This is a genomic window from Kineococcus halophytocola (assembly GCF_041276425.1).
GTDB lineage: Bacteria > Actinomycetota > Actinomycetes > Actinomycetales > Kineococcaceae > Kineococcus > Kineococcus halophytocola.
Genome location: NZ_JBGFTU010000015.1, coordinates 72320 through 97677 on the forward strand (window position 1 = coordinate 72320; position 25358 = coordinate 97677).

Genomic DNA, 25358 nt, shown 5'->3' on the forward strand with positions numbered 1-25358 from the left:
GGGTGTCGACGCAGCGGCCCGCGCACTACAGTCGGACCGGTGAGCGAGTCGACCGCCGTCGCCCGGGGGCGCCGCACGTCCCGGCCCCGGGGCGACGAGCGCGAGCGCGCCATCCTCGACACGGCCGAACGGCTGCTGGGGGAGCGGTCCTACGCGGACGTCTCCGTCGACGACCTCGCCCGCGGCGCGGGCCTGTCCCGGCCCACGTTCTACTTCTACTTCCCGTCCAAGGAAGCGGTCCTGCTGGCGCTGCTGGACCGCGTCGTGGCCGAGGCCCGCGCCCGCCGCGACGAGGCCGTCACCGCCCCGGCCCCCGGGGTGGAGGACCGCTGGCGCCACGTCATCGGCGCCATCGCCCAGCCCTTCCGCTCCCACCTCGCGGTGACGCTGGCCGCGGCCGAGGCCCGCGCCACCAGCGCCGCCGTCCGCGAGGTGTGGAACGGGGTGATGGAACGGTTCGTGGCCGAGACCGCGGCCGAGATCGAGGCCGAACGGGCCCGCGGCCACGCCCCCGACGGCCCCCCGGCGCGGGACCTGGCCGTCGCCCTGAACTGGATGAACGAGCGCGTCCTGCACTCCGCGTTCGCCGGGGAACGCCCCGGCCTGGCCGCCGACGACGCGGTCGAGGTGCTGCTCACCGTCTGGCTGCGGACGATCTACGGCGCCCGCACCCCCTGACCCGGGGACCCACCTCCGCCTTCACCTCCGCGCCGCCCGCGCCGATGGACCAGACGTGACCTCCGCCCCGCGCCGTCCCGGCTCCCGGTTCCGCCGTCCCGCCACCTGGCTGCTCGCGATGTCCCTGCCGGTCGGGATCGTCGCCGGTGGGGTGTCCGCGCACGCGGCCCCTGCCGGCTACGCCTACGCCGTGGCCGACCTGGTGACGTCCGGCGCGGTGGCCCGGGCCACCGGTGTGGCCGTCGCCGCCGACGGCACGGTGGTCTTCTCCGACGCCGGTGACGGCACCGTGAAGACGATCGACGCATCCGGCGCGGCCACCGTCGTGGACGCGACGGCCGGGAAGCTGTCCCACCCCGCAGGGCTGGCGTTCGGTCCCGACGGCTCCCTCTACATCGCCGACCCCGGCCTGGACCGGGTGCTCAAGCTGAGCGGTTCCACCCTCAGCCCCGTGGCCGGCTCCGGGACCGAGGGGCCGGCCGCCGTCGGCAGGCCCGCCGTGGACTCGCCGCTGAAGGACCCGACCGGGGTCGCCGTGGACGCGGCCGGCAACGTCTTCATCGCCGACGCCGGGAACAACCAGGTCGAGAAGGTCACCGCCGGCAGCGGCACGATCTCCGTCGTCGCCGGAACGGGTTTCGCGGGCGCGGCGATCGCCGGGGACGCCAACAAGGTCCCGCTCAACGCCCCGGCCGCCGTGGCCCTCGACGCGGTGGGGAACCTCTACGTCGCCGACTCCGGCAACCGCACGGTCGGGAAGGTGACGGCCGACGGCAGGCTCGCCGTGCTCGGGTCGCTCGGGGCCGGGGGCAGGACCCCGACCTCCCTGGCCGTCGACCGCAACGGCACGGTCTACGCGGCGGATCCGGTCGCGAAGTCGATCCGCACGATCAGCCCCGCCGGCGTGGTCGGCACCCTCTCCACCGGGGGTGGGACGTTCGACGTCCCCACGGCCGTCGCGACCGACGCCTCCGGTTCCCTGTGGGTCGCCGACGACGGCGTCACGCCGCAGGTCAAGGTCCTGACCTCCACCGCCGACCCGGCGGCCCCGCGGTTCACGTCCGCACCCGTGGCGACCGGCGCCGTCAAGCAGCTCTGGACCTACGCGGCGAAGGCCAGCGGGACGCCCGCCCCGACCTGGTCCCTGCTCAGCGACGCCCCGAGCTGGCTGACGGTGGCCTCCGGGACCGGGGTCCTGTCCGGAACCCCCACCGCTGCGGGCAACGTCACGTTCACGCTGCGCGCCACGAACGCCAGCGGGCACGACGACCAGGTCATCACCCTCACCGTGGGGGCGTTGCCGGCCGCTCCCGCCGCCCCGACCGCGGTCGCCGGCGACGGCAGGGCCGTCGTCACCTGGAAACCCGCCACCTCCGTCGCCGCGACCGCGGGCGCCACGCCCAGCCCCGTCACCGGGTACGTCGTCACCCCCGTCCAGGACGGCGTCCCCGGAACCCCGGTGACGTTCGCCGCGACCCAGGCCACCACCCAGGTCCTCACGGGCCTGGCGAACGGGTCGAAGTACACGTTCACGGTCGCCGCGAAGAACTCCTTCGGCACCGGGACGGACTCCCCGGCCTCGGCGGCCGTGACCCCGTACGCGACCGTCCGCAAACCCGTCCTCGACGTCCCGCGGAGCCGGTTGTCCGGCAAGGACCGCATCGAGACGTCGGTGGGTTCCTCCAAGGCGCTGTTCCCGACGCCGGCTTCGGCCGGTTCCGTCGTGGTGTCCGCGTCGACGAAGTACGCCGACGCCCTCGCCGGGGCCCGGCTGGCGTCGGCGGCGGCGGCGCCCCTGCTGCTCACCGAGTCCGACAAGCTGACCGCGACGACGGGGACCGAGATCTCGCGCGTGCTCGCCCCCGGCGGCACGATCTACGTCCTCGGCGGCAGCGGCACGGTGTCGACGGCCGTCGAGAACGCCCTCACGGCGCTCTCGCCGAACTTCACGGTGAAGCGGATCGCCGGTGAGGACCGCTACGAGACGGCGGCCCGCATCGCCGAGGAGGTCGCCGCCCGCGCGCCCGGTACGGACACCGCGCCGATCTACCTGGCGAGCGGGGTGAACTTCCCCGACGGGCTGGCCGTGTCCGCGCTCGCGGCGCGCACCGGGGGGGTCGTCCTGCTCACCGACGGCGCGACCCTGCCGGCGGCCACGAAGGCGGCCCTGCAGGCGAAGGACCCCGGCGCCACGCGCGTGGTGCCCGTCGGCGGTGCCGCCGCGGCGGCCGCCACGGCGCTGCCCGCCGACGGCGGCAGCGCGGCGCGCGCGATCGTCGGGGTCGACCGCTTCGACACCGCTGCCCTCGTCGCCGGGCGCTTCACCGCAGCCGCCGGCGGTACGAAGGTCGTCGGCGTGGCGACCGGGGACAACTGGCCCGACGCCCTCGTCGGCTCCGCGGCGGTCGGGCTCCTGGGCGGCCCGCTGCTGCTCACGTCCGGTCCGGACCTGGCGCCGGCCGCCCGCTCGGCCCTGGCGGGGCTGAACGCGGCCAAGCCGCTGACCACCGGGGTGGTCTTCGGCGGCGAGCCGTCCGTGCCGGCGGCCGCCTACGCCTCCCTCGGGCGGGCCATCGCCCAGGACTGATCCCGGACGGTCCCGGCCGGTGGTGCACCGGCCGGGGGGCTGGACTAGCGTTGGCCCATGGACGCCGAACGCCGCCTGTCCTGCGAACTCCCGGGTTCTCAGGACGCCGTCCCGTCGAACCTGCTCCCCGAGGAGGTGCAGCGGTGAGCGGGCCCACGACTGAGGACACCAGCGCTGACATCGCCGCCGAGTACGCCGAGGCCCGGGAACGGGTGGCCGAGTTCCGCCGCGACGCGGCCGAGGACCCGGCGTCGGCCATCTACCCGCACGCCGACGAGACCGAGGTGGACCTGTCCGACGTCATCGACGGTGTCCTGCGCAAACCGCTCGTGGTGACGCGCGGCGGGACCGAGGCCGCGGTCATCGTGTCGGTGGACTTCTTCAACCGCGCCCACGCCGCCGTCGAACTGCTCGAGGACGACGCCACGGAGTGAGCCCGCCCGCCGCCGGTGACGGCGTGCGGCCCGCCCCGGCACCTGCTTGAGTGTTGGAGAAGGCCGGCGCCCGTCCGGCCGGTGGGGAGGCCGGACGGTGGCGAGCGAGGGATCGAATTCCGGGGGAGGCTCGGGGTACGTGAACCCGACGGGGGACTTCCGCCGGGACCAGCGCTACCTGGAGACGCGCATCACCGCGGACGGTCGCGACGGCTGGCCCGTCGAGGCGGGCCGGTACCGACTGATCGTCAGCCGGGCCTGCCCCTGGGCGAACCGGGCGATCATCGTGCGCCGCCTGCTCGGCCTGGAGGACGCGCTGTCGATGGGCGTGTGCGGCCCGACCCACGACGAACGCTCGTGGACGTTCGACCTCGACCCCGACGGCCGTGACCCGGTCCTGGGCATCGAACGGTTGCAGGAGGCGTTCTTAGCGCGCGTCCCGGACTACGACCGGGGGATCACGGTCCCCGCGATCGTCGACGTCCCCACCGGTCAGGTCGTCACCAACGACTTCCCGCAGATGACGATCGACCTGTCGCTGGAGTGGACGCGGTTCCACCGCGAGGGGGCCCCGCAGCTCTACCCCGAGCACCTGCGCGCCGAGATCGACGCCGTCAACCGCGACGTGTTCCGCGACGTCAACAACGGCGTCTACCGGGCGGGTTTCGCCGGGACGCAGGAGGCCTACGAGAAGGCGTACGACCGGTTGTTCGCCCGCCTCGACGCGTTGTCCGAGCGCCTGTCCACCCAGCGCTACCTCGTGGGGGACACCATCACCGAGGCCGACGTGCGGCTGTTCACGACGCTGGCCCGGTTCGACCCCGTCTACCACGGGCACTTCAAGTGCAACCGGCAGAAGCTGTCGGAGATGCCGGTGCTGTCGGCCTACTTCCGCGACCTGTACCAGACCCCGGGTTTCGGGGACACGATCGACGTGGAGCACATCAAGGCGCACTACTACGTCGTGCACCGCGACATCAACCCCACGGGCGTCGTCCCCGCCGGCCCAGACCTGTCCGGCTGGCTGGAACCGCACGGCCGCGAGGAGATGGGCGGGCGCCCGTTCGGGGACGGCACCCCGCCGCCCCCGCCGGTGCCCGCCGAGGTCGTCCCGGCCGGGCACGCCCCGCAGGCGGCCTGACGCCCCGGACGACCCGGTGGACGCGGGCCCTCAGGCGCTGCGGACCACCGGGGTGTCCGGGTGCAGGGCCCGCACGAGGTCGGCGACGGGCTGCGGCCGCTGGTACCAGTACCCCTGGGCCAGCGGGCAGCCCAGCGCCAGCAGCGCCTGTTCCTGCTCGCCGGTCTCCACGCCCTCGGCGATCACCACGAGGCCCAGGTCGGTCGACATCCGCAGCAGCCCCGCGAGCAGGGCGCGACGGCGGTCGCTGACGGTGAGCTGGGCGGTGAAGTGCGCGTCGAGCTTGAGGAAGTCGGCGGGCATCGTGTCGAGCTGGCTCAGCGCGGAGTAGCCCGTCCCGAAGTCGTCGATGGCGACCCGCACGCCCACGGCGCGCAGTTCCTCCAGGGTGTCGCGGGTCGCGTCCGAGGCGGACTCCACGGTGCTCTCGGTGACCTCCACGACCAGCCCGGACAGGGGCCAGCCCGTCTCGGTGGCGGTGGCCAGCAGGTCCTGCAGGAAGTCGGGGTCGACGAGGTGGCGCCCGGAGGCGTTGACGGTGAGGAACAGGTCCTGGCCGACGGCCCGCCGCAGCTCGACGGCGTCGGCGCAGGCCCGGCGGATCACCACCCGGTCCAGGTCGGCGATGAGGTCGTTGGCCTCGGCCAGCGGGATGAACACCGCGGGGGAGACCGGGCCGCGCACGGGGTGGGTCCAGCGGGCCAGGGCCTCCACCCCCACCAGGCGCGTGGCCCCCGGCCCGGCGCCGGGCACGACGACGGGTTGCAGGACGGCCTGCAGGGTCCCCTCGCGCAGCGCCGTGCGCAGGTCCTCCAGCAGGCCCTCGTCCACGCCCCCGGCCACCGCGACCCGGCCCCGGCCGGCGGCCTTGGCCTCGTACAGCGCGGAGTCGGCGCGGCGCATGAGGGTCGCGGGGTCCTCCCCGGCGCGCAGCTGGGCGACCCCGATGGACAACCCCGTCGGGGCGGCCTCGGCCCGCAGCGCCTGGGCGACGTCCTGCGCGCCGTCCAGGTCGGTGCCGGGCAGCACGACGGCGAACTCGTCGCCCCCGTGCCGGGCCAGGGCCGCGGCCGGGACGAGGGCGTGCAGGCGCGCGGACAGGCGCCCGGCGAGGTCGACGAGCAGTTCGTCGCCCGCCGCGTGCCCGCCGAGGTCGTTGACCTGCTTGAAGTGGTCGATGTCGATGAGCGCGACCGCCAGGGGGGCCCCGGCGCGGTGCGCGCCCTCCACGCGTTCCTCGACCCGTTCGTCCAGTCCCCGGCGGTTGAGCAGGTCGGTCAGGCCGTCGCGCGTCCCGTGCGCGGCGCGCTGGACGAGCCGGCCGATGACCGCGACGACGGCGACCTGCACGATCATGACCGCCCCGACCACCCCCGGGTCGATCTGCCGCCACAGCAGGCTTCCGGCGACGGCCGCGAGCAGCAGCGCGGTGTGGGCCAGCGCGGCGCGGCGGGCGAAGAAGTAGAGGTTGTCGATGGCGCAGAACACGAAGATGCCCGCGATCGCGAGCGCGGTGACGTCGTCGCGGCTGAGGACGACGGCGGTGGCCACCAGGAGTGCCCCCTGCACCACGACCGGGTGGTAGGCGCCGTGCGGCAGCGACCGCCCCCAGCGCAGGAGCGCCGCGCCGGCCGTCACCGCGATCGCCGCGAGCACCAGGACCGCGGTCGTGCGCGGGTCCGGGTGGGGCCAGGAGCCCGTCGTCGTCAGGGCCGCGGCCGTCCCGCCGGTCACGTAGAAGGCGCCGGTGGTGTACGCCATGAGCCCAGGTGTCGCCACCTCGGGAACCCCACGCGCTCGACCGGCCACGCCACAGCATCGGCGCGCCCCGGCCCGTCCTTGACCGGGTGGGCGCGGATCCTCAGGGGCCGGGGGCCTCGCGGTGCAGGGCGAACCACACGACCTTGCCCGTCCCCGTGCCGGTGACCCCGGTGCCGTCGACCGGGTGGGCCCCCCAGGCGTGCGCGGCGGCCTGGACCAGGTGCAGCCCGCGCCCGGACAGGGCGCCGGCGTCGGCCGGCAGCACCTCGGGCAACCGGTCGTTCTCGTCACCCACCTCCACCAGCAGCCGGTCCGGTGAGCTCGCCGCCTGCAACCGGATGTCGCTGCGCCCGTGGGTCACGGCGTTCGTGACGAGCTCGCTGACGAGCAGTTCGGCGGTGTCGACGGCGTCCTCGTCCCAGCCGTCGCCGCCGGCCAGCACCCGCACGACGCGGCGGGCGGCGGCCGAGGACCCCGGCGCGCAGGGCAGCACGACGACGCGGGAGCTGGCGACGGCCTCGACCGGTGGGAGGTCGGCGGGGCCGTCGGGTGCGGGCAGGGGGGTGTGCCCGACGCCGGCGAGCAGGATCGTCCGGTCGTCCTCGACGTCCGGGTCGCGGACCTGACCGAGGCGCTCGCACTGCTCCTGCACACCGGTGCGGCGGGGGTCCTGCAGGGTGTGCCCGAAGGCCAGCAGCGCCTGCTCGGGGTCGGACTCGCGGTCCTCCACGACGCCGTCGGTGACCAGGGCCAGCAGGCTCCCGCCGTCCAGCACGGTGCGGTGCTCGGTGCGGGCCTGCGAGGCGTCCACCCCCAGCAGCAGGTCGTCGCCGCCGTCCTCGCGCAGCACCTCCACGTGCCCGTCGGGGTGGCGCACCAGCGGGGGCGGGTGCCCGGCGTTGGCCCACCGCACGTCCAGGCCCCCGCCGGGCACGACGGTCGCGCTGACGAGCACGGCGGTGGCGAGCGCGTCGGGTTCGAGCGCGGCGACCGCGGCGTCGAGCCGGTCCAGCAGCCGCGCCGGGCCGTCGTCGCTGTCCCAGGCCAGGGCGCGCAGCATGGTGCGCAGCCGGGTCATCGCGGCCGCGGCGCGCGCGTCGTGCCCGGCGACGTCGCCGACGGCGAGCAGCAGGTCGCCGCGGGCCCGGGTGAAGACGTCGTACCAGTCGCCCCCGATGGAGGCCCCGGTCCGCACGGGCCGGTAGTCCACGGCGAGGTCCAGGCCCTCGACGGCGGGCAGCCGGGACAGCACCCCCCGCTGCAGCGCCCGGGCCAGCCCGACGACGTGGGCCGTGGCCCGGTCCTGGCGGTGGCGGGACACGACGCGGTGCAGGGACGGGGCGCAGTGCGCGGCGAACACCGCGAGCAGTTCCTCCTCCTCGTCCCCGAACGGGCCCGGCGCGACCCACGAGACGGCCAGCGACCCGTACGTCTCCTCGGCCACCCGCAGGGGCAGCAGGGCCCACCGGGCGCGTCCGGTGGCGTCGACGACGTCGGCCATCCGCGGGTGCACGGCGTGGGCGGCCTCGCGGTCGGGGACGAGGAACGTGCGCCCCTCGCGCGCGGCCCGGCAGGCCGGCAGCGGGCTGTCGTGGGGTTCATGGGCGAAGCGGGAGCGCAGCTCGCCGCTGAAGGAGGTGGCCAGCACCAGTTCCCAGCCGCCGTCCTCGGCGCGGGTGACCAGCCCGCAGCCGGCCGAGCCGAGGATGCGCAGGCCGTGGTCGGTCAGGGCGCGCAGGACGTCCTCGAGGGTGGCGGCCGCGCTCAGCCGGACGGCGAAGTCCGCCAGGTCCCGCCAGACCGACCGCTCACCGTCCATCCCGATCTCCCGGTCCCGTTCCTGCCGATCGTCCGTCCCGAGCACACCACACCCGGCCCGCGGGTGCTCGGTGGCCCTGGCCGGCGCGTCGTCTCAGCCGAGCCGGAGGCCGCGGAACGTCGCCCGGACCTCCTCGGTGAGCAGGTCCGGCTGCTCCAGGGCGGCGAAGTGCCCGCCGCGGTCGAGGTGGGCGTGGTGCAGGACGGTCGCGCAGCGGCGCTCGACCCAGCGGCGGGAGGCCTGCACGGCCTCGGCGGGGAACACGCTGGAACCCGCCGGTGTCGGACCGGGGCCGCCGGCGGCGGGTCGTTCCCGGCGGTCGGTCACGTCCTCGAAGAGCGTGAGGACCCATGCGGCGAGCGCGACGGGGGAGTCGGCCAGGGCGTACCCGACGGTCTGCGGGCGGGTGGCCTGGACGCGCGCGCAGCCGTCCTGCTCGGTGGCGTACAGCCGGGCCCGCCCCAGCACCCGCTGCTCGTCCTCGGTGGCGGCCTCGACCTCGGCCTCGGTGGGGAAGACCATCGGGAGGTTGAAGTGCACTGCGGCGCAACCGGAGTCGGGGGTGCGGCCGATGGCGTCGACGACGGCCGCACCCCAGTCCCCGCCCTGGGCGAACCAGCCGTCCCGGCAGCCCAGGCGGTGCACGAGGCTGATCCAGGCGTCGGCGATCCGCTGCACGCCCCACCCCGTCCCGCTCGGGGCGTCGGAGAAGCCGAAACCGGGCATCGAGGGGACGACGACGTGGACGGCGTCCTGCGCGCGGCCGCCGTGCGCGACGGGGTCGGTGAGCGGCCCGATCATCCGCCGGAACTCCAGCACGGACCCCGGCCAGCCGTGGCACAGCAGCAGCGGTCGCGCGCCGGGTTCGGGGGAGCGGACGTGCAGCAGGTGGATCCCCGTGCCGTCCAGGACGGTGCGGGAACTGCCGAGGGAGTTCAGGTCGCGTTCGCAGCGTCGCCGGTCGTACCCCTCCGCCCAGTACGCGCAGAGGTCCTGCAGCGCCCGCAGGCGCGGTCCCTGGCCGGGTGCGGTCTCCGGGCGGGGCCAGCGGGTCGCGGCCAGTCGTGCCCGCAGGTCCTCCAGCGCGGACTCCGGGACCTCGATCGGGTGGGGTGCGACCGCGGTGTCGGTGGTGGTGGTCGTGGCGGCAGCGCACCACAAGCGGAAGAAATCCTCAACTTGAGAAGAAGGCTTCCGCTTAGGTACGGTGCCGACGTGCCACCCACCGAGCGACCCCTGCGCCGCGACGCCGAACGCAACCGCCGCCGCCTCGTCGAGTGCGCCACGGACCTGATGTCCCGCAACGGTCTCGGCGTCTCCTACGAGGAGGTGGCCCGCGAGGCCGGCATGGGCATCGGCACCGTCTACCGCCGCTTCCCCGACCGGCAGGACCTGTTCGACGCCGTGTTCGGCGAGCACATCGACGCCGTCTGCGCGCTCGCCGACGACGCGGCCGCCGACGAGGACCCCTGGCGCGGGCTCGTCGGCTTCTTCGAGCGCCAGCTCCAGCTCGAGGAGGCCACCCCCGCCCTGGGGATGGCCATGCGCGGGGACGCGGGGTCCGCCGCCGTCGTGCGCCGCGCCCACGAGCACGTGACCCCCGTCGTGCGGGGGCTGCTCGCCCGCGCCGCCGACGCCGGGCAGGTGCCCGCCGGGCTCACCCCCGCCGACCTCGTCGCCGTCCACCGCATGGTCGGCAGCGTCCTGGACGCCTCCCGCGAGCACGCCCCCGACCTGTGGCGACGGGCGCTCGCCATCGCCCTGGCCGGTCTGCGCCACGCCGACCTGCCCGGTCCCGCCCCCACCGACGACGTGGTCGAGGTCCTCTTCGGCCACCCGCCCACCACCACCACCGGAGGAACCCCGTGACCCGTCCCGCCGAACTCCCCGCCGACCTGCTCGAGGTCCTGCGCGGCCGCGCGACCTGCTTCGTCACCACGCTCATGCCGGACGGTTCGCCGCAGGTCAGCCAGACGTGGGTGGACACCGACGGCGAGCACGTCGTCGTCAACACCGTCGAGACCCACCAGAAGGCGCGCAACATCGCCCGAGACCCGCGGGTGGCCGTCGGGATCGCCGACCCGGCGAACCCGATGCGGTCGTGGGCCGTGCGGGGCCGGGTGGTCTCGACGACCACCGACGGCGCGGACGAGCACCTCGACGGGTTGTCGCAGCGCTACCTCGGCCGGCCCTACCCGGGGTTCGGCGGCTCGTGCGGTTCGCGCGTCGTCGTCACGATCGCCGTCGAGCACCTGCACACGCCCTGACGCGCGAGGACGGCGCCACCCCGGGCGGGGCGGCGCCGTCCTGCCCGGTCGGTGCGTCAGAGGCGGACGACCATCTTGCCGGTGTTCGCCCCGCGCATCATCGACAGGAACGCCTCGACGGAGTTCTCGATCCCGTCCACGACGGTCTCGTCGAAGACGACCTTCCCCTCGGCGAACCAGCCGGTCATGCGCTCGCGGAACTCACCGGCGAGGTGGGCGTGGTCGCCGACGATGAACCCGCGCAGCGTGAGCTTCTTGGCGACGAGCTGGAACATGTTCTCCGGGCCGGCCGGGCGCTCGGTGCTGTTGTAGGCCGAGATCGCCCCGCACAGCGCGGCGCGACCGTGCGGGTTGAAGGTGTCGATCGCCGCGGCGAGGTGGTCGCCGCCGACGTTGTCGAAGAACACGTCGACGCCGTCGGGGACGACGGTCGGGAGCTGCTCGCGGATCGGGGCGTCCTTGTAGTTCACGGCCGCGTCGTAGCCGTACTTCGACGTCAGCAGCTCGACCTTCTCGGCCGACCCGGCCGAGCCGACGACGCGGCCCGCGCCGAGGAGGCGGGCGATCTGCCCGACCGCGGTGCCGACGGCACCGGCGGCGCCGGAGACGAAGACGGTGTCGCCCTCCTGCAGGTGGGCGACGTCGACGAGACCGGCGTAGGCGGTCAGGCCCGTCATGCCGAGGATGCCCAGGTGCACGGAGTTCGGGGCGCCGGGGACCTCGGGCACGGCGCGGAACTCCGCGGCCGGGCCCTGGGCGACGTCGCGCCAGCCGAGGTTGTGCACGACGAGGGTGCCCTCGGGCAGGTCCTCGCTGGTGGTGGCGACGACGCGGCCGACGGCCCCGCCGGTCATGGTCTCGCCCAGCGCGTACGGGGGGACGTAGCTCTTGGCGTCGTTCATGCGCCCGCGCATGTACGGGTCGACGGAGACGAACTCGTTCTGCACGCGCACCTCGCCCTCGCCCAGGTCGGGCAGCTCGACCTGCACGGTGCGGAAGTTCTCCGGGGTCGGCCAGCCGGTCGGGCGGGAGACGAGCTGGACCTGGGTGCTGGTGGGCACGGGACTTCCTCTCGGTCGTTGCATCGGTCGTTCCTCCTGCGGGTTCCCCGCCGGGGCCGACGACCTTTTGTGTGATGACCGTTCCACTATACTCACGGGCATGGGCCGGGCGCAGACCTTCGAGACCGCCACCGTCGTGCGGGCGGCACGCACCCTCTTCTGGGACCGCGGGTACGAGGACGTCTCCGTGCCCGACCTGGAGGAGGCCACCGGCGTCCGCCGCTCCAGCCTCTACCACGCCTTCGGCAGCAAGCGGGGCCTGTTCGACGCGGCCGTGGACAGCTACCTGGAGGACGTCGTTCGGCCCCGGCTGCGGCCCCTGCGCGGGCCCGACGTCGCCCCCGGGGCGCTGGAGGACTACCTGCGGGGGGTGCGCGGGGCGCTGGCCGACGACCGGCCGGCGGTGGTGCAGTCCGGGTGCCTCCTGCTGAACGCCGCGACCGCCCCGGTGGGCCGGGACGAGGCCGTCGCGCAGGTCGTGCACGAGTACCGCACCGAACTGCACGCGGCCCTGCTCCGGGGCGCGGTCGCGGCCGGGGTCGCAGCGCCGCAGCAGGTGGCGACGGTGTGCACCTCGGCCGTGGTCAGCGCGTTCGTCCTCGCCCGCATCGACCCCGCCGAGGCCGTGGCCACGCTGGACGCGGTGCTCGACGTCGTGGGGCTCGGGGGTGCGGCCTGACCCGGCGGCCGGGTCAGCGGTGCGCGCTCACAACCCCTGCCCGGCGGGTTTGTTCGCCCACGCCAGGTCGTAGTACCCGCGGTGCCGCAACGCCGAGGCGGCCGCGGGGTCGAGCAGGACGGTGGCGTGCGGGTGCAGTTGCAGCACCGACGCCGGGCACGAGGCCGACAGCGGACCCTCGACCGTGGCGGCCACGGCCTGCGCCTTCTGCTGCCCGCAGGCCAGCAGGACGAGGTGCCCGGCCCGGCCGATGGTCCCCAGCCCCTGCGTCAGGCAGAGCGACGGGACCTCCTGGACCCGGCCGCCGAAGAAGCGCGCGTTGTCGGTGCGCGTCTGCTGCGCCAGCGCCTTGGGTCGGGTCAGCGAGGTCAGCGACGAACCCGGCTCGTTGAACGCCACGTGCCCGTCGGTCCCGATGCCCAGCACCTGCAGGTCGACCCCGCCCGCGGCCCGGATGGCCTGCTCGTACTCCCGGCACGCCCGGTCCAGGTCCGCGGCGGTGCCGTCCGGCCCGCGGACCGCACCGGGCCCGAAGTCGACGTGGTCCTCCAGCTCCCGGCGGATCACCTCGCGGTAGCTCTCCGGGTGCCCGGCGGGCAGCCCCACGTACTCGTCGAGGGTGAACGCCCGGGCCCGGGCGAAGCTCACCTCCCCGCGGCGGTGCCGGGCGATGAGCTCGGCGTACAGGGCCAGCGGGGAGGACCCGGTGGCCAGGCCCAGGACGGCACCGGGTGCGCCCTGCAGCAACCGGCAGACGGCGTCGGCCGCCAGGGAGGCGACCTGCTCGGCGGAGGGGACGACGACGACTTCCACGGGTGCGACTTCCTGACTGGTCCGGGGTCTGGAGGGTTTCGCGGGGGTCCGGGCTCGGGGTGGGGTCACCCCTTGACGGCGCCCCCGAGCATCCCGGCGATGAACCGGCGCTGCAGGAACAGGTACACCACGACGATGGGCAGGGCCACGATGGTCGCCGCGGCGGCCAGCAGCGACTGCTCGGTGGCGTGCTGGCCCTGGAAGAAGGCCAGGCCCAGGGGCGCCGTCCGCAGCCCCTCCCCGGAGATCATGATGAGGGGCAGGAGGAACTCGTTCCAGGTCCACATCCCCACCAGCAGCCCCATCGTCATCATCGCGGGCCCGGCGCTGGGGACCAGCACCCGCCACAGCAGCGCCCGGTCGGTCGCCCCGTCGACCCGGCCGGCCTCCAGGACGCTGGTGGGGAAGCTCAGGAAGTAGTTGCGCATCCAGAACACGCCGAAGGCCAGCGACTGCGCGGTCTGGGGCAGCAGCAGCGCCCAGTACGTGTTCGTCAGCCCGACCCCGCGCAGGTCGTAGTAGAGGGGGATGACGAACGCCTCCACCGGCAGCATCAGCCCCAGCAGCATGACGTAGAACAGGACCGTGCGGCCGGGGAAGCGCATGGTGGCGAAGGCGTAGCCGGCCAGCACGGACAGGACGATGGTCAGGGCCACCACCCCGAGGGTCACGGCGACGCTGTTGAGCATGTAGTCGCCGAAGTGCCCCCGTTGCCACGCCTCGCCGAAGTTCCCCAGGGCCAGGGTCGAGGGCAGCCCGAAACCGCTGCGCGCCTCCGCCACCGGGGTCAGGGCCGTGAGCAGGACCCCCACCAGGGGCGTGAGGGCGAAGATCGCGAACACCCCCAGCAGGGTGTAGTTGACCCCTGCCTCGAACCGGCTGATGCGCATGTCAGGACTCCCGCGGCTGCAGCTTGGAGATGAGGACGGTGACCAGGACGATCACGACGGCCAGGGACAGGCCGATCGCGCAGGCCGAGCCCACCTGGTTCGTCTGGAACGCCCGTTCGTAGGCGAGGTAGGACGGCACCGTCGTGGAGTCCCCGGGGCCACCCCGGGTGGTGACGTAGACCAGGTCGAAGCTCTTCAGGGCCGCGACGACCGTCAGGGTCAGCGCCACGGTGATCTGCCCGCGCAACTGGGGCAGGGTGATGGAGAAGAACTCCCGCAGCAGACCGGCCCCGTCCAGGCGCGCGGCCTCGAACAGCTCCGGGTCGATCTGGCCCACCCCGGACAGGAACAGCACCAGGCACAGCCCCGTCCCGACCCAGGTGCCGACGAACCCGACCGCCGGCAGGGCGGTGGAGAAGTCCCCCAGCCAGGCCCGGGTCACCAGGTCCAGGCCGACCGCCCGCAGCAGCTGGTTCAGCAACCCGTCCGGGGCGTAGATCGCCAGCCACGAGGTCGCCACCACGACCGAGGCGATGACCTGGGGCAGGAACAGCACGACGCGGAAGAACCCCAGCCCGCGCAGACGCGGGGCCCGGGACATGACGGCGGTCAGGAACAGCGCGACGGTGACGGGCAGGACCGCGAAGAACAGGATGAGGACCAGGGCGTGCCCGAACGCGGCCCGCAGGTCCCGGTCGGTCACGATGTCGACGTAGTTCTGGGCCCCCACCCACGACCCGGCGGTCAGCCCGTTCCAGTCGTACAGGGAGTACCAGGCCCCCTGGGCCAGGGGCACGAGGATGAAGGCGGTCAGGACCACCAGCGCCGGGGCGAGGTAGAGGAACGCCTTCCACTGCCGCCGGGGCCGGGAGGGCACCGCCGCCGGCACCGGCCGGGCCCCGGTGCGTTCCGCGGCCCGGCTCGGGGTGGGGGCCGGCGACATCAGCGGGTCTCGAGGAAGTCGGCGTAGTCCTCCTGCAACGACTCGGTGAACTGCTCCGGGGTGAACTGGCCACCGGTGAGCTGCTGCACCCCCGCCGTCAGCGTGTCGTAGAAGGTCGGCGTCGCGTAGTCGAGGTAGGGGACCAGACCGCCCCCGGTGCTGACCTCGCGCCACTGGCCGACGATGTCACCGGCCAGGGTGCCCTCGGGGGCGGTGTACCCCTCGGGCAGGACGACGGGCAGGTTCCCCGTGTCGACGAGCACCTGGCTGGCGGCGGCGTTGGTGATGAACTCGATGTAGGCGGCCGCGGCGTTGGCGTTGGCCGTCTTGGAGGTGATCGCCCACGCCAGCCCGACCCCGCCGAGGGTCTCGGGCTTGTCGTCGACCCCGGACAGCGCGACGAAACCCACCCGGTCGCCCATGGCCTGCTGCAGGATCGCCTGCTGCCAGGTGCCCTGGAACAGGAACGCGCCCTGGCCCTGGGAGAAGTTCGTCACCGCCTGGGCCTTGCTGACCCCGTTGTGCCCCTCGGGCAGGTACCGCTGGGCCGCCCACTGCGACAGCTTCGTCGCGGCCTCCAGCGGCGCCGGGTCGGTCCAGGCCCCGCCCTTGCCGCTGACCAGGTCGCCGGCCTTCTCCTCACCGGCGATGGCCGACAGGGTCGCGCCGAACAGGTGGATGCCGGGGCTCTTGTCCGCGTCGCCGTACTGCATCGGCTGCAGACCCGCCGCCTGCAGCACCGGCAGCGCCGCCTCGAAGTCCTGGAAGGTCACGGGGGCCGACAGCCCGGCCTGGGACAACTGCTGCTTGTCGTAGTAGAGGCCGACGATCTCCCCGGTCTGGGAGACGCCGTAGAGGTTCCCCTCGCGCCAGGTCTTGCCGTCGGCGCTGAACGTGTTCAGGCTCAGCAGGTCCTCGGGGTAGCGCTCGGTCCAGCCGTAGGCCTCGGCCCAGTCGTCGACGGGCAGCAGCAGACCGGCCTCCACGAACGCGCCCATGTCCGGGTACCCCTGGTTGGCCTGCACCACGTCGGGGGCGTCGTCGCCGGACAGCGCCAGCTTCAGGGTCGTCTTGAGGTCGGCGAAGGACCGCGAGACCCGGTTGATCGTGATGTTCGGGTAGGCCGCCATGAACTGCGCGTTGAGCTCGGTCTGCGCGTCGTTGATGCCGGTGTCGGTGTTCTGGTCCCACACCGTGAGGGTGACCTCGCCCAGCGAGGCGGCGTCGGTCGACACCGGCTCGGAGTTCGTCGGGGCGGGGGCGGACCCGCCGGAACCGCCCGGCGCGCACGCGGCGGCGACCAGGGCGGTGGAGCCGAGGGCCAGGGCGAGGACGCCGCGGCGGGGGAGTGCCAGTTCTCCGTTGACGGTCACGAGGTCTCCTGAGGTCGAGGTGGGCTGCGGTCCGCGGTGCGCGGCTCGCGCGGGCAGGACGGGGTGCGGGGTCAGGTCGGCTGGAGGGTCGCGGTCCCCTGCAGCCAGTCGCGGACGGTGGACCAGTCGCCCTCGGGCGCGGTCTCGGCGAGGAACTCCAGGAGCTCCCCGGGCCGGGGGGCGCTGAGGGAACCGCCCAGGGAGCGCACCGAGGAGGTGGCGGCCAGGCCGGCGAACGCCACCCGGGTCCGCAGGTCCCAGCCCAGGACGGTCCCGGTCATCAACCCCGCCGTGAAGACGTCGCCGGCCCCGGTGGGGTCCACGGCGCGGACGGGGACGGCCGGGACGCGCACCAGGGACGCGGCCCCCTCGGCGCCGGCGTCGAGGGCGGTCACCCCGTCGCGGCCCTGGGTGATGACCACCGTGCGGACGTGCCGGGTCAGGACCCGGGCGGCCTCCTCCACCGAACCGGTCCGGGTGTAGTTCAGCGCCTCCAGGTCGTTCAGCACGAAGACGTCGACCTCCTCGGCGTGACGCAGGACCTGCGGGGACCAGGTGCCGGTCCCGTCCCAGCCCACACCGCCGAAGACCGTGGTCCCCGCGGCGCGCAACCGCCCGACCCAGCCCGGGAGCGGGCGGGCGATGCCGACGTGGGCGGCGCGGGCACTGGGCAGGGCGCCCGGCCACTGCTGCGGGACGCCCGTCCCGTCCTCCTCGTAGGTGATGAACCCGCGGTCGTGCTCGTTGGTCACCGCGACGGTGACCGGGGTCTGCCGTCCCGGGGCGCGCTGCAACCAGCGCAGGTCCAGGCCCGGCTCGCGGTCCAGGACGGTGCGCACGTGCTCACCGAGGACGTCGTCGCCCAGGACCGCCGAGATCCCCGTCCGCATCCCCAGCCGCGCGGTGGCCACGGCCCGGTTGGCGGTGCCGCCGGGGACCAGCGCGAAACCGTCGGCGAAGACCTCCTCGCCGGGCCCGGGCAGCGGGGTCCCCGACATGACCAGGTCGCAGAACACGGTCCCCCCGAACACGACGTCGGTCTCGACGCCGGTTTCGGCGCCGGTCGGGGCGGCGGGCCCGGTGGGGGCGGGGACGCTGGGTGGCACGGGCGCTCCTGGTCGGTCGGCGGGGGTCGCGGTGGGTTTCGCGCCCCGATCGGCGGCGGCGCTCACGATCCGCCGAGTATGAGCATTTCGCGCAGAGCCGCGCAAGAGCTGTCGAGAATTCACCGGATCTTTCTCGGCTCGCTGCGCACTTCTGCGCGAACCTGGTCAATCACGCGCACCTGTCGTACGGTGGGCGGGTGATCTCCGCTGAGCGGCGCCGGCGCATCCTCCAGGCGATCCACCACGAGGGTGCGACGAGCGTGCGGGACCTCGCCGAGCGCATGGCGGTCAGCCAGTCCACGATCCGGCGCGACCTGCAGGTGCTGAACAAGGACGGGGAACTCCTGCGCACCCACGGGGGGGCCATGGCGCCGGACAGGCAGACCACGGCCGACCTCGCCCGCATGGCGGGTCCCGGGGCGCCGGACGCGACGGTCGAGCTCCCGTTCGACCTCGTCTCCCCGGTGGACCGGCCCCTGAAGGAACGCGTCGCCGCCGCCGCGGCCACCCTCGTCCACGACGGGGACGTGGTCATCCTGGACATCGGGACGACCACTGTGCTCGTGGCCGAGGCGCTGCGCGGCCGCGACATCACGGTCATCACCTCCAACCTGGCCGTCTTCGACGTCCTGCGCGACGACGACGCCGTCCGGTTGGTGTTGCTCGGCGGCGTCGTGCGCCGCAACTACCAGTCGCTGGTCGGCTCGGCGACCAGTCAGATGCTCAGCGACCTCAACGCGGACCTCGTCTTGCTCAGCTGCACGGGGGTCCGGAACAACGGCCGCGTCGTGGACAACATGGCGGTCGAGGAACCGATCAAGCGCGCCATGATCGAGGCCGCCGAGAAGGTCGTCCTGCTGGCCACCGAGACGAAGTTCCCCGGCACGGGGTCCCAGCGCCTGTGTTCCGTCGACGACGTCGACGTGCTCGTCACGACCGAGGGTGCCGACCCGGTCCCACTCCAACGCTGCCGCGACGCCGGCGGGAAGGTGATCATCACGTGAAACTCTGCATCCTCGGCGGTGGCGGTTTCCGCACCCCCTACGTCTACCAGGCCCTGCTGCGCGACCAGGGGAACCCCCGGGTCGAGGAGGTCGCCCTCTACGACACCGACCGGGACCGCCTCGACGGCATGGTGATGGTGCTGACCCAGCTGGCGGCGCAGTTCCCCGACGCGCCCCGGCTGGTGCCCACCACCTCCCTCGAACAGGCCCTGGCCGGCAGCGACTTCATCTTCGCCGCCGTCCGGGTCGGCGGCCTGAGCGCGCGCTGCTGCGACGAGCGGGTCGCCCTCGACCTGGACGTCCTCGGCCAGGAGACGACCGGCCCCGGTGGGCTGGCCTACGCCCTGCGCACGGTGCCGTTCATGGTGGACATCGCTCACAAGGTGCGCGAACTCGCCCCGAACGCCTGGTTCCTGAACTTCACCAACCCCGCCGGCATCATCACCGAGGCCATGCAGAGCGTCCTGGGCGACCGGGTCCTGGGCATCTGCGACACCCCCTCCGGCCTGGGCCGGCGCGTCGCCGGGGTCCTCGGGCTCGACCACACCCGCGTGCAGATGGACTACGTCGGCCTGAACCACCTGGGGTGGATGCGCCGGGTCCTGCACGACGGCGTCGACGTCTTGCCGCGCCTGCTGGCCGACGACGAGAAGCTGTCGGTGCTGGAGGAGGGGATCGTCTTCGGCCCCGAGTGGTTGCGCACCATGGGGCTCATCCCGAACGAGTACCTGTACTACTACTACTTCAACCGCGACGCCGTGCGGGGCATCCTCGACTCCGGCAAGACCCGGGGGGAGTTCCTCGTCGCCACCCAGGACGACTTCTACCGCCAGGTCCGCGCCCAGGGCGAGCGGGCGGCGGAGTTCTGGCGCGAGACCGTGACCGCGCGCAGCGCCAGCTACATGGCCGAGGCCAAGGGCGGGGAGCAGGGCAAACCCGCCCACGTCGACCAGGTCGAGACCGACCCCTCGCACCAGGGGTACGCCGGGGTAGCCCTCGGCGTGATGGCGGCCATCACCCGCAACGAGCGGTCCACGATGATCCTCAACGTCAGGAACCGCGGGACCATCGCCGCCCTGCCCGACGACGCGGTCGTCGAGGTCCCGACGACGGTGGACGCCAACGGCGTCCACCCGCTCACCACCACCGCCCCGAACCTGCACCAGCTCGGCCTGATGCAGCAGGTCAAGGCCGTCGAGCGGCACACCATCGCCGCGGCCCTGACCGGGGACCGGCGCGAGGCGCTGCAGGCGTTCAGCCTGCACCCGCTCGTCGACTCGGTGACCGTGGGCCGCAAACTCCTCGACGGGTACGTCGAGGCGATCCCGGAGGTCGCGGCGGTGCTGAAGGCGCACTGAGCCTCCCCGCCGACGGGTGCGGACCGGGTCGGAGGTGGGTCGTGCGGGGCAGGTCCTCCGCAGTTCCGGTGGCGTGCGGCCGGCGCCACTCCCTGGCCGCGCTGGCCGACGGGACGGTGGCGGCCACGGGTGGGGGCAGCGCCGGTGAGTGCGCCGTCCACGGCTGGCGCGACGTCGTGGCCGTCGCCGCCGGTGGCGTGCACGCCGCCCGGAACACCGGCCGCTCGCACTCCCTGGGGCTGCGCTCGGACGGGACGGTGCTCGCCACCGGCTGGAACGACGACGGGCAGTGCGGGGTCACCGGCTGGCGCGACGTCGTGGGGGTGGCCGCGGGCTGGCGCCGCTCGCTCGGGCTGCGCCAGGACGGGCGCGTCCACGCCGTCGGGCGCACCGCCGAGGGGGCCTGCGACGTGGCGGGCTGGCGGGAGGTGGTCGCGGTCTCGGCCGGGGACTGGCACACCGTCGGTGCCCGCGCCGACGGCACGGCGCTCGCGGCCGGGGTGAACCGGTCCGGTGCGTGCTCGGTCCAGGAGTGGCGCGCCCTGGTGGACGTCGCGGCGGGGTACCTGCACACGGTGGGGCTGCGGTCGGACGGGACGCTGCTCGCCGTCGGGTGGGGCGGTTCCGGCGCCTGCGAGGTGCAGGGGTGGCGGGACGTGGTCGCCGTGGCGGCGGGCAGCCGGCACACCGTCGCGGTGACCGCCGACGGTCGTGTCCTCGCCACCGGTGCGGACGACCACGGCCAGTGCGGTGTGCGGGACTGGCGCGACGTCGTGGCCGTCGCCGCCGGCGCCGCCCACACGGTGGGGGTGCGCGCGGACGGGACGGTCGTGTCGGCCGGGGACGACGCGGCCGGGCAGCGGGACGTCTCCGGGTGGCGCTGCCCGCCCCGGTGACGGAACCGGGTGGGAGCCTCACGCACCGTCGACAGAACCTCCCCCCGGGACCCGTTGTCCCGCGGCGGGCACCGGACGACGATCGGTGGGTGATCGGTCCCGTCGTCCTCGCCCTGCGCCTGTGCCTGGTCCTCCTCGGCGTGGGGGCGCTGGCCGGTCAGGTCCTCTACGTCCCCCTCGCCGCGACCGAGGCGGCGCGGGCGTCCCCGGACCTGGCCCACCTGGCGGTGCCGTACGCGGTCGCCGCGGTCGTGGTCCTGGCGTGCGTGCAGGCCGCGCTGGTCGGGGTGTGGAAGCTGCTGGCCGTGCTCGGGGGCCGCAGGGACTGCGGGCCCCTCGACCCCGGCGCGAGGCGCTGGGTGGGCGTCGTCGCCGTCTCGGCGGCGGTGGCGACCGCCGTCACGGTGGCGACCGTGACGCACCTGGTGAGCTGGGTCGGGGTCGGCGGCCCGTTCGCCCTGGTCGTCCAGGCCGCCTCGCTGGTCGGGGGCACCGGGGTCGTGCTGCTGCTGGTCGTCGTGCTGCTGCTGGTCGTCGTGCGCCACCGGCTGGCCGCACCGGCGGCCCGGTCGCGCGAGGTGGCCGGGGTCGGCTGACGGCGGGGGTTCACACCCGGGTGGCCCGCTCCCGCAGGACCCGCGCGCCCGGGCCGCTCAGCTCGTCGCAGAACGCCCCGCGCCCGGCCATCGCCATGACCAGCGCCAGGGTCGTCCCGCTGACCTCCGGCCCCTCACCGGCGGTGAAGGGACCGTCGCTCGCCCGCAGGGACAGTCCCGCCGCCGCGGTGCGGCTGTCGACGGCGACGTCGCGGGCGGCGTAGAGGCGGGCCACCGCGGTGACCACGGGGACCGGCGGCGCGGCGGTCAGGCCGAGGGGGCGCCGGACGTCCTGGGCGTGCACGACGACCTCACCCAGCCACGCCGCGACCGGTCCCAGCGGGGCGGTGGTGCTGGGGACCAGGGTGCGGAACCGGGCAAGGGTCCCGGCGGGGCCGGCGCCGCGCTGCTCGGCCAGCCTGCGGTCGTTGTGGACGTCGGGACGGAAGCGGGCCCGCGCCACGCTGGTGATCCAGCGCACCCTCCCGGTGGCGGCCGCGGCGCTGAGGTGGGCCACGACGTCCTCGACGGACCACCGGGCGCACAGGGACGCCGTGGCCCACTGCCGGTCGGTCAGGGCCGCGAGGTCGTCGGCGAGGGCGGCGCGTTCGGCGTGGGTGGCCGCCCACAGGGCGGCCGCGGTGGGGTGGGTGTCGAGCACGGGGGCCTCCGGTCCGGGGGGCGTCGTCACGGGGTGGACCCGCCGACGGGGCAGGACTCACCGGTCCGGCGGTTCTCGTGCCGGGCACCGGTGCCGGACCGGCCTCGCCCCGGTCGCCGTGGTGGCCGGGGACGAGGACGGACCCCGTCGCCGGAGCGGGAGGGGCCGTCAGGTGAGGGCGGAGACCTGGACCGCGGCGGTGAGCGTCATGGCGATCACGACCAGCACGTCGGGGACCGTCCGCGGTTTCTCGCCCCGACGCCGGCGGCGGAGCGCGCCGACCACGACGTGGGCGATGAGCAGGACCGCCCCGACGAGGACGATCACGTGGCTCGTGGTGCCGAACACCCGTCGACACTACCCGGCGGGCCGGGGCCGCCACCCGATCCACGTCCCCGGGGGCGGCGGGGCGTCGCTGCGCACTCTCGGGTGGGTTCCGGCGGGTGGGTTCCGGCGGGTGGGTTCCAGCGGGTGGGTTCCGGCGGGTGAGGTCGCGGGGTCGAGAACTCGCCGGTGCCGTCAGGGGAGCCGTCGTCGATCTGGTTCGGCTGCGTCGTCGGCTCGACGCACCCCGACGTGAGCTCCTGCGCGTCACACCGCTGTGACCGTCATGATGACACCAGGTCGATGGCCTTCAGGGCGAAATCCTCGATGAGCGCCCGCGCCTTGGTCAGGTCCCGACGCACCTCCTCCGGCGTGACCTCAGGGTTCTCGGTCGAGGCGTACTCGACCTGGTGGCGGCGGACCCGCATGCGGTTGAACGGCTTGAACAAGTGTCCCAACGGCGGCTCGAACTGTGCGAGAGCGGCTTCGTGGAGAACCACGTGGCCGCCGGTGCTGGTAGCGCGCAGCCCCTGGGCCTCGTAGACCGCGGCCATGGCCTTGCGCGTTGCGTCGTAGGCCAACACGTAAGCACCCTGCGGATCGGTGTCGCAGACCTGGGCTGCGGAACGCAGGTGCCGACGGGCCTGCTCGATGAGCAGCAGAGCGGCCGGCCTGGAGGGGGTCACCCGTTGCAGTTCGCGCTGGGCGACGAGTTCGTCGATGCGGTCGCGGCCCTTGTCCCAGGACATGAACTCACTCCTCCTGGCCGGCTCCGTGCGGGGAGGCGACCGCGTGATGGGTGGTGGGTGCGTCGAGGTCGAGAGGCACCAGGGGGTTGGCCAGGACGTGGCGCAGGAACGGGTCACCGTCATCCGGGCCGGCACCTGCCTGATCCACGCGCGCCCCAGGAGTGGTCCCAGCGCGGGGTCGGGCCCGCTCCCACGACTGCGTCGTGACGGTGCGGACGTTCACCTCCCGCAGCAGCCGGACCCGGGCCCGCTCCCCAGCGTCGAACACCTCATCCTGGTCTGGGTCGCCGACGACGAGGACGTCGATGTCGGCAGGTTCAGGGCCTTCCACGCCCTGGTGGCGCGCGGCCCAGGAACCGTAGACGTAGGCCCGTGCCACTCCGGCCAGCCCGGACAGCTCCGACTCCAGGACGGGAACAGGGCCGTAGGTGAGGCTCATCAGCCGGTGCAGTGGCTCGAAGGTCCGCGCCGCCCGGTTGCACCGCAACTGACGAGTCCGCCCGACGCGTTCCTCCAGGACCAGCCCGGCCGCGACCATCCGGTCCGCTTCCCGGGTCAGGGTGGGGAGGGAGACCCCGGCCTGCTCGGCGAGAGCGTTGAGGGTCCAGCGGTGCTCGGGCATCAAGTAGAGGCGGGCGAGGATCTCCCCGACCGCGTCCGAGCGCAGGATCGGCAGCAACGCCGGTGCTGACACTTTCATAAAACTGAGCGTATCTCCTGTTTGATGAAAGTGTCAGTAGGTGCCGGTGTGACCGCTCCCGCCGCGCCCGTCGACCACCTCGAACCGCGGTCCCAGCTCGGCACGCAGCCGGACGAGGAGTTCCGACCCCGTCCTGACCCACTCGCCCAGCTCCGCCGGGGTGCCGCGGACGGGGTTGGGCGGGTCCTGCAGCTCGTCGTGGCGACGCGCCCAGGCCCGCACGTCGGCCGTGAGCTGCGCGGACAGCGGCAGCCGGTCGAGCCGGACCATGCCCGGCCCGCGTCCGGCGACGTGCCGCCACAGCGGGTCGGCGCCGAAGTCCGCCCTGAACACCAGGGTCACCGGAGTCTGCGGGTTCGAGGCCACCCCGGCACCGTAACCCTCGGGAAGCCCTCGAGGAGCCACCGGGACACCCGTCACCGCCGACGTCGAACCTATCGACTGTCGACATGCCATGCTGGGCTGACCACCGGCAACCGCGTGGTGGTGCGCACCTCACCGGGAGGCCACGTGTCGTCGTCCACCCCGTCGCCCACCCCGTCGTCCGCGCCGGGCCGGGCCTACGTCCGTCCTCCCACCCTGCGCCTGCTCGGCTGGGTCGTCCACGCCGTCTGCCTCTACCTCCTCGTGTCCGGTCTCGCGTACTCCATCGGTGCGGCGACCCAGGCGCCGGCGACGGTGCGGGTACCGGTTGCGGTCACCGCGACCACCCCGGGGGCCGAGGCCGGTGGTTTCGCTCTCACCGACCGCAGCCGCCGCCTGGACGACGTGGTGCCCGCCGGCGCGGGGGAGGGGATCTGGGTCACCGCCCGCGACGACGCCGCGACCTTCACGGTGTCCTCGTGGGGTTCGACCCGGCTGGAGCAGTTCCTCTCCCGCGGCGACCGGCTCGTCCTGGGGCTGGCCGCGGTCGCCGTCTCCGTCCTGCTGCAACCGGTCCTGACCTCCCTGGCCGGGCCGAGACCCTTCGCGCGGCGGAACTCCCGCCGGTTCGCGGCGATGGCGGTCACGGTCCTGGTCGCCGCGGTGCTGCACCCGCTGCTGCCCCGCCTCGCGAGCCGGCTGGTGCTCGACCGCCTGGGGAACCCGCCCGCCCTGGCGGTCCCGGACCTGCAGTTCCCCCTGCTGCCCGTCGCGGCCGTCGTGGTGGCGCTGCTGCTGCTGGCCGAGGCGTTCCGGCACGCGGAACGCCTGGAGCACGAGGTGGACGGGTTGGTGTGAGGAACCGCAGGACGGGCGCGGCAGAGGGGGCCGATCAGGTGGGCGAGGACCCGCACCGCGTGGTCTGCCACCTGGACGAGCTGCTGCGCGAGCGCGGGATGACCCTGGTCGAACTGGCCGAACGCGCGGGGGTCACGGTCGTGAACCTGTCGGTGCTGAAGAACGACCGGGCCCGGGCGGTGCGTTTCAGCACCCTGACCGCGGTGTGCGACGCCCTGCAGTGCCAGCCCGGTGACGTGCTGAGCCTGCGGCCGCGGAACTGACCGCAGAACCCTCCCGCACCCCGGGTCCGTCCGC

General features: G+C 74.4%; 27 protein-coding genes. 13 read left to right on the forward strand and 14 right to left on the reverse strand.

Annotated features, from left to right (window positions below; genetic code table 11):
* Positions 1-39: 39 nt before the first annotated feature.
* The 4 genes from AB2L27_RS13815 (at position 40) to AB2L27_RS13830 (ending at position 4840) form a co-directional block, all read left to right on the forward strand.
* A complete protein-coding gene (locus AB2L27_RS13815) occupies positions 40-678 on the forward strand; it encodes a TetR/AcrR family transcriptional regulator (protein ID WP_370442056.1) in 639 nt (212 codons plus the stop codon).
* A 55-nt stretch (positions 679-733) separates the two neighbouring features.
* The gene (locus AB2L27_RS13820; RefSeq protein WP_370442057.1) at positions 734-3265 is read left to right on the forward strand and encodes a cell wall-binding repeat-containing protein; all 2532 of its coding nucleotides are present in this window, start codon (positions 734-736) and stop codon (positions 3263-3265) included.
* Positions 3266-3408: 143 nt separating this feature from the next.
* Entirely contained in the window at positions 3409-3699 is a 291-nt protein-coding gene (locus AB2L27_RS13825) for a hypothetical protein (protein WP_370442058.1), read from the forward strand.
* A gap of 139 nt (positions 3700-3838) precedes the next feature.
* The gene (locus AB2L27_RS13830) at positions 3839-4840 is read left to right on the forward strand and encodes a glutathione S-transferase family protein (protein WP_370442059.1); all 1002 of its coding nucleotides are present in this window, start codon (positions 3839-3841) and stop codon (positions 4838-4840) included.
* A gap of 30 nt (positions 4841-4870) precedes the next feature.
* Here AB2L27_RS13830 and AB2L27_RS13835 read toward each other — a convergent pair whose 3' ends face one another.
* The 3 genes from AB2L27_RS13835 to AB2L27_RS13845 all read right to left on the reverse strand — a co-directional run bounded on the left by AB2L27_RS13835 (position 4871) and on the right by AB2L27_RS13845 (position 9581).
* Positions 4871-6601: a putative bifunctional diguanylate cyclase/phosphodiesterase gene (locus tag AB2L27_RS13835; RefSeq protein WP_370442060.1), complete on the reverse strand. Its 1731-nt coding sequence runs from the start codon at positions 6599-6601 to the stop codon at positions 4871-4873.
* 100 nt (positions 6602-6701) lie between these two features.
* Entirely contained in the window at positions 6702-8420 is a 1719-nt protein-coding gene (locus AB2L27_RS13840) for an ATP-binding SpoIIE family protein phosphatase (RefSeq protein WP_370442061.1), read from the reverse strand.
* A 93-nt stretch (positions 8421-8513) separates the two neighbouring features.
* Positions 8514-9581: an epoxide hydrolase family protein gene (locus AB2L27_RS13845; RefSeq protein ID WP_370442062.1), complete on the reverse strand. Its 1068-nt coding sequence runs from the start codon at positions 9579-9581 to the stop codon at positions 8514-8516.
* A gap of 54 nt (positions 9582-9635) precedes the next feature.
* Here AB2L27_RS13845 and AB2L27_RS13850 point away from each other — a divergent pair, with 54 nt between their 5' ends.
* Positions 9636-10289, forward strand: coding sequence for a TetR/AcrR family transcriptional regulator (locus AB2L27_RS13850; protein WP_370442063.1), 654 nt, complete (start codon positions 9636-9638; stop codon positions 10287-10289).
* Positions 10286-10687 carry a TIGR03618 family F420-dependent PPOX class oxidoreductase gene (locus AB2L27_RS13855; RefSeq protein ID WP_370442064.1) on the forward strand — a complete coding sequence of 134 codons (402 nt, stop codon included), beginning with the start codon at positions 10286-10288 and terminating at the stop codon, positions 10685-10687. Before AB2L27_RS13850 ends, AB2L27_RS13855 begins: the two co-directional genes overlap by 4 nt.
* A 56-nt stretch (positions 10688-10743) precedes the next feature.
* On the opposite strand, the gene AB2L27_RS13860 is transcribed toward AB2L27_RS13855, so the two are convergent.
* Complete coding sequence (locus tag AB2L27_RS13860) at positions 10744-11748, reverse strand: NADP-dependent oxidoreductase (RefSeq protein ID WP_370442065.1); 1005 nt, start codon at positions 11746-11748, stop codon at positions 10744-10746.
* 100 nt (positions 11749-11848) lie between these two features.
* On the opposite strand from AB2L27_RS13860, the gene AB2L27_RS13865 reads away from it, so the two are divergent.
* On the forward strand, positions 11849-12427 hold the full coding sequence (locus AB2L27_RS13865) for a TetR/AcrR family transcriptional regulator (RefSeq protein WP_370442066.1): 579 nt from the start codon (positions 11849-11851) through the stop codon (positions 12425-12427).
* Between the two features lie 27 nt (positions 12428-12454).
* Here AB2L27_RS13865 and nagB read toward each other — a convergent pair whose 3' ends face one another.
* From nagB to AB2L27_RS13890, 5 genes are all read right to left on the reverse strand, one after another.
* Positions 12455-13240, reverse strand: coding sequence for a glucosamine-6-phosphate deaminase (nagB, locus tag AB2L27_RS13870; protein WP_370442067.1), 786 nt, complete (start codon positions 13238-13240; stop codon positions 12455-12457).
* Positions 13241-13305: 65 nt separating this feature from the next.
* Positions 13306-14130, reverse strand: coding sequence for a carbohydrate ABC transporter permease (locus AB2L27_RS13875; protein ID WP_370442068.1), 825 nt, complete (start codon positions 14128-14130; stop codon positions 13306-13308).
* Position 14131: 1 nt separating this feature from the next.
* A complete protein-coding gene (locus tag AB2L27_RS13880; protein ID WP_370442069.1) occupies positions 14132-15073 on the reverse strand; it encodes a carbohydrate ABC transporter permease in 942 nt (313 codons plus the stop codon).
* Positions 15073-16446, reverse strand: a complete 1374-nt coding sequence (locus AB2L27_RS13885) for an extracellular solute-binding protein (protein WP_370442070.1) — start codon at positions 16444-16446, stop codon at positions 15073-15075. The genes AB2L27_RS13880 and AB2L27_RS13885 overlap by 1 nt, the downstream gene beginning before the upstream one ends.
* A gap of 71 nt (positions 16447-16517) precedes the next feature.
* Entirely contained in the window at positions 16518-17552 is a 1035-nt protein-coding gene (locus AB2L27_RS13890) for a carbohydrate kinase family protein (RefSeq protein ID WP_370442071.1), read from the reverse strand.
* 197 nt (positions 17553-17749) lie between these two features.
* Here AB2L27_RS13890 and AB2L27_RS13895 point away from each other — a divergent pair, with 197 nt between their 5' ends.
* From AB2L27_RS13895 to AB2L27_RS13910, 4 genes are all read left to right on the forward strand, one after another.
* Entirely contained in the window at positions 17750-18556 is an 807-nt protein-coding gene (locus AB2L27_RS13895) for a DeoR/GlpR family DNA-binding transcription regulator (protein WP_370442072.1), read from the forward strand.
* A complete protein-coding gene (locus AB2L27_RS13900; RefSeq protein WP_370442073.1) occupies positions 18553-19914 on the forward strand; it encodes a 6-phospho-beta-glucosidase in 1362 nt (453 codons plus the stop codon). The genes AB2L27_RS13895 and AB2L27_RS13900 overlap by 4 nt, the downstream gene beginning before the upstream one ends.
* A gap of 68 nt (positions 19915-19982) precedes the next feature.
* A complete protein-coding gene (locus tag AB2L27_RS13905; RefSeq protein ID WP_370442074.1) occupies positions 19983-20810 on the forward strand; it encodes an RCC1 domain-containing protein in 828 nt (275 codons plus the stop codon).
* A gap of 89 nt (positions 20811-20899) precedes the next feature.
* Complete coding sequence (locus AB2L27_RS13910) at positions 20900-21406, forward strand: DUF2975 domain-containing protein (RefSeq protein ID WP_370442075.1); 507 nt, start codon at positions 20900-20902, stop codon at positions 21404-21406.
* Between the two features lie 10 nt (positions 21407-21416).
* Here the strand turns inward: AB2L27_RS13910 and AB2L27_RS13915 are convergent, their stop codons facing one another.
* The 5 genes from AB2L27_RS13915 to AB2L27_RS13935 form a co-directional block, all read right to left on the reverse strand.
* Entirely contained in the window at positions 21417-22097 is a 681-nt protein-coding gene (locus AB2L27_RS13915; RefSeq protein WP_370442076.1) for a maleylpyruvate isomerase family mycothiol-dependent enzyme, read from the reverse strand.
* Positions 22098-22235: 138 nt separating this feature from the next.
* Positions 22236-22415, reverse strand: a complete 180-nt coding sequence (locus tag AB2L27_RS13920; RefSeq protein ID WP_370442077.1) for a hypothetical protein — start codon at positions 22413-22415, stop codon at positions 22236-22238.
* A 260-nt stretch (positions 22416-22675) separates the two neighbouring features.
* Positions 22676-23140, reverse strand: a complete 465-nt coding sequence (locus tag AB2L27_RS13925; protein WP_370442078.1) for a hypothetical protein — start codon at positions 23138-23140, stop codon at positions 22676-22678.
* A gap of 4 nt (positions 23141-23144) precedes the next feature.
* Positions 23145-23840, reverse strand: coding sequence for an ArsR family transcriptional regulator (locus AB2L27_RS13930; protein WP_370442079.1), 696 nt, complete (start codon positions 23838-23840; stop codon positions 23145-23147).
* 33 nt (positions 23841-23873) lie between these two features.
* Positions 23874-24206, reverse strand: a complete 333-nt coding sequence (locus tag AB2L27_RS13935; protein ID WP_370442080.1) for a hypothetical protein — start codon at positions 24204-24206, stop codon at positions 23874-23876.
* Between the two features lie 144 nt (positions 24207-24350).
* Between AB2L27_RS13935 and AB2L27_RS13940 the strand changes: the two genes are divergently transcribed.
* Both AB2L27_RS13940 and AB2L27_RS13945 read left to right on the forward strand, forming a co-directional pair.
* Entirely contained in the window at positions 24351-25061 is a 711-nt protein-coding gene (locus AB2L27_RS13940) for a hypothetical protein (RefSeq protein ID WP_370442081.1), read from the forward strand.
* Positions 25062-25159: 98 nt separating this feature from the next.
* Positions 25160-25324 (forward strand): helix-turn-helix domain-containing protein, encoded by a 165-nt coding sequence (locus tag AB2L27_RS13945; protein WP_370442093.1) that lies wholly within the window; start codon positions 25160-25162, stop codon positions 25322-25324.
* The last annotated feature ends 34 nt before the right edge of the window (positions 25325-25358 follow it).

Excerpts from the sequence above, each read along its gene's own strand:
- AB2L27_RS13925 (WP_370442078.1), bottom strand. The coding sequence starts at position 23,140 with ATGTCCTGGGACAAGGGCCGCGACCGCATCGACGAACTCGTCGCCCAG.
- AB2L27_RS13930 (WP_370442079.1), bottom strand. The coding sequence starts at position 23,840 with ATGAAAGTGTCAGCACCGGCGTTGCTGCCGATCCTGCGCTCGGACGCG.
- AB2L27_RS13875 (WP_370442068.1), bottom strand. The coding sequence starts at position 14,130 with ATGCGCATCAGCCGGTTCGAGGCAGGGGTCAACTACACCCTGCTGGGG.
- AB2L27_RS13835 (WP_370442060.1), bottom strand. The coding sequence starts at position 6,601 with ATGGCGTACACCACCGGCGCCTTCTACGTGACCGGCGGGACGGCCGCG.
- AB2L27_RS13945 (WP_370442093.1), top strand. The coding sequence starts at position 25,160 with ATGACCCTGGTCGAACTGGCCGAACGCGCGGGGGTCACGGTCGTGAAC.
- AB2L27_RS13840 (WP_370442061.1), bottom strand. The coding sequence starts at position 8,420 with ATGGACGGTGAGCGGTCGGTCTGGCGGGACCTGGCGGACTTCGCCGTC.
- AB2L27_RS13880 (WP_370442069.1), bottom strand. The coding sequence starts at position 15,073 with ATGTCGCCGGCCCCCACCCCGAGCCGGGCCGCGGAACGCACCGGGGCC.
- AB2L27_RS13865 (WP_370442066.1), top strand. The coding sequence starts at position 11,849 with ATGGGCCGGGCGCAGACCTTCGAGACCGCCACCGTCGTGCGGGCGGCA.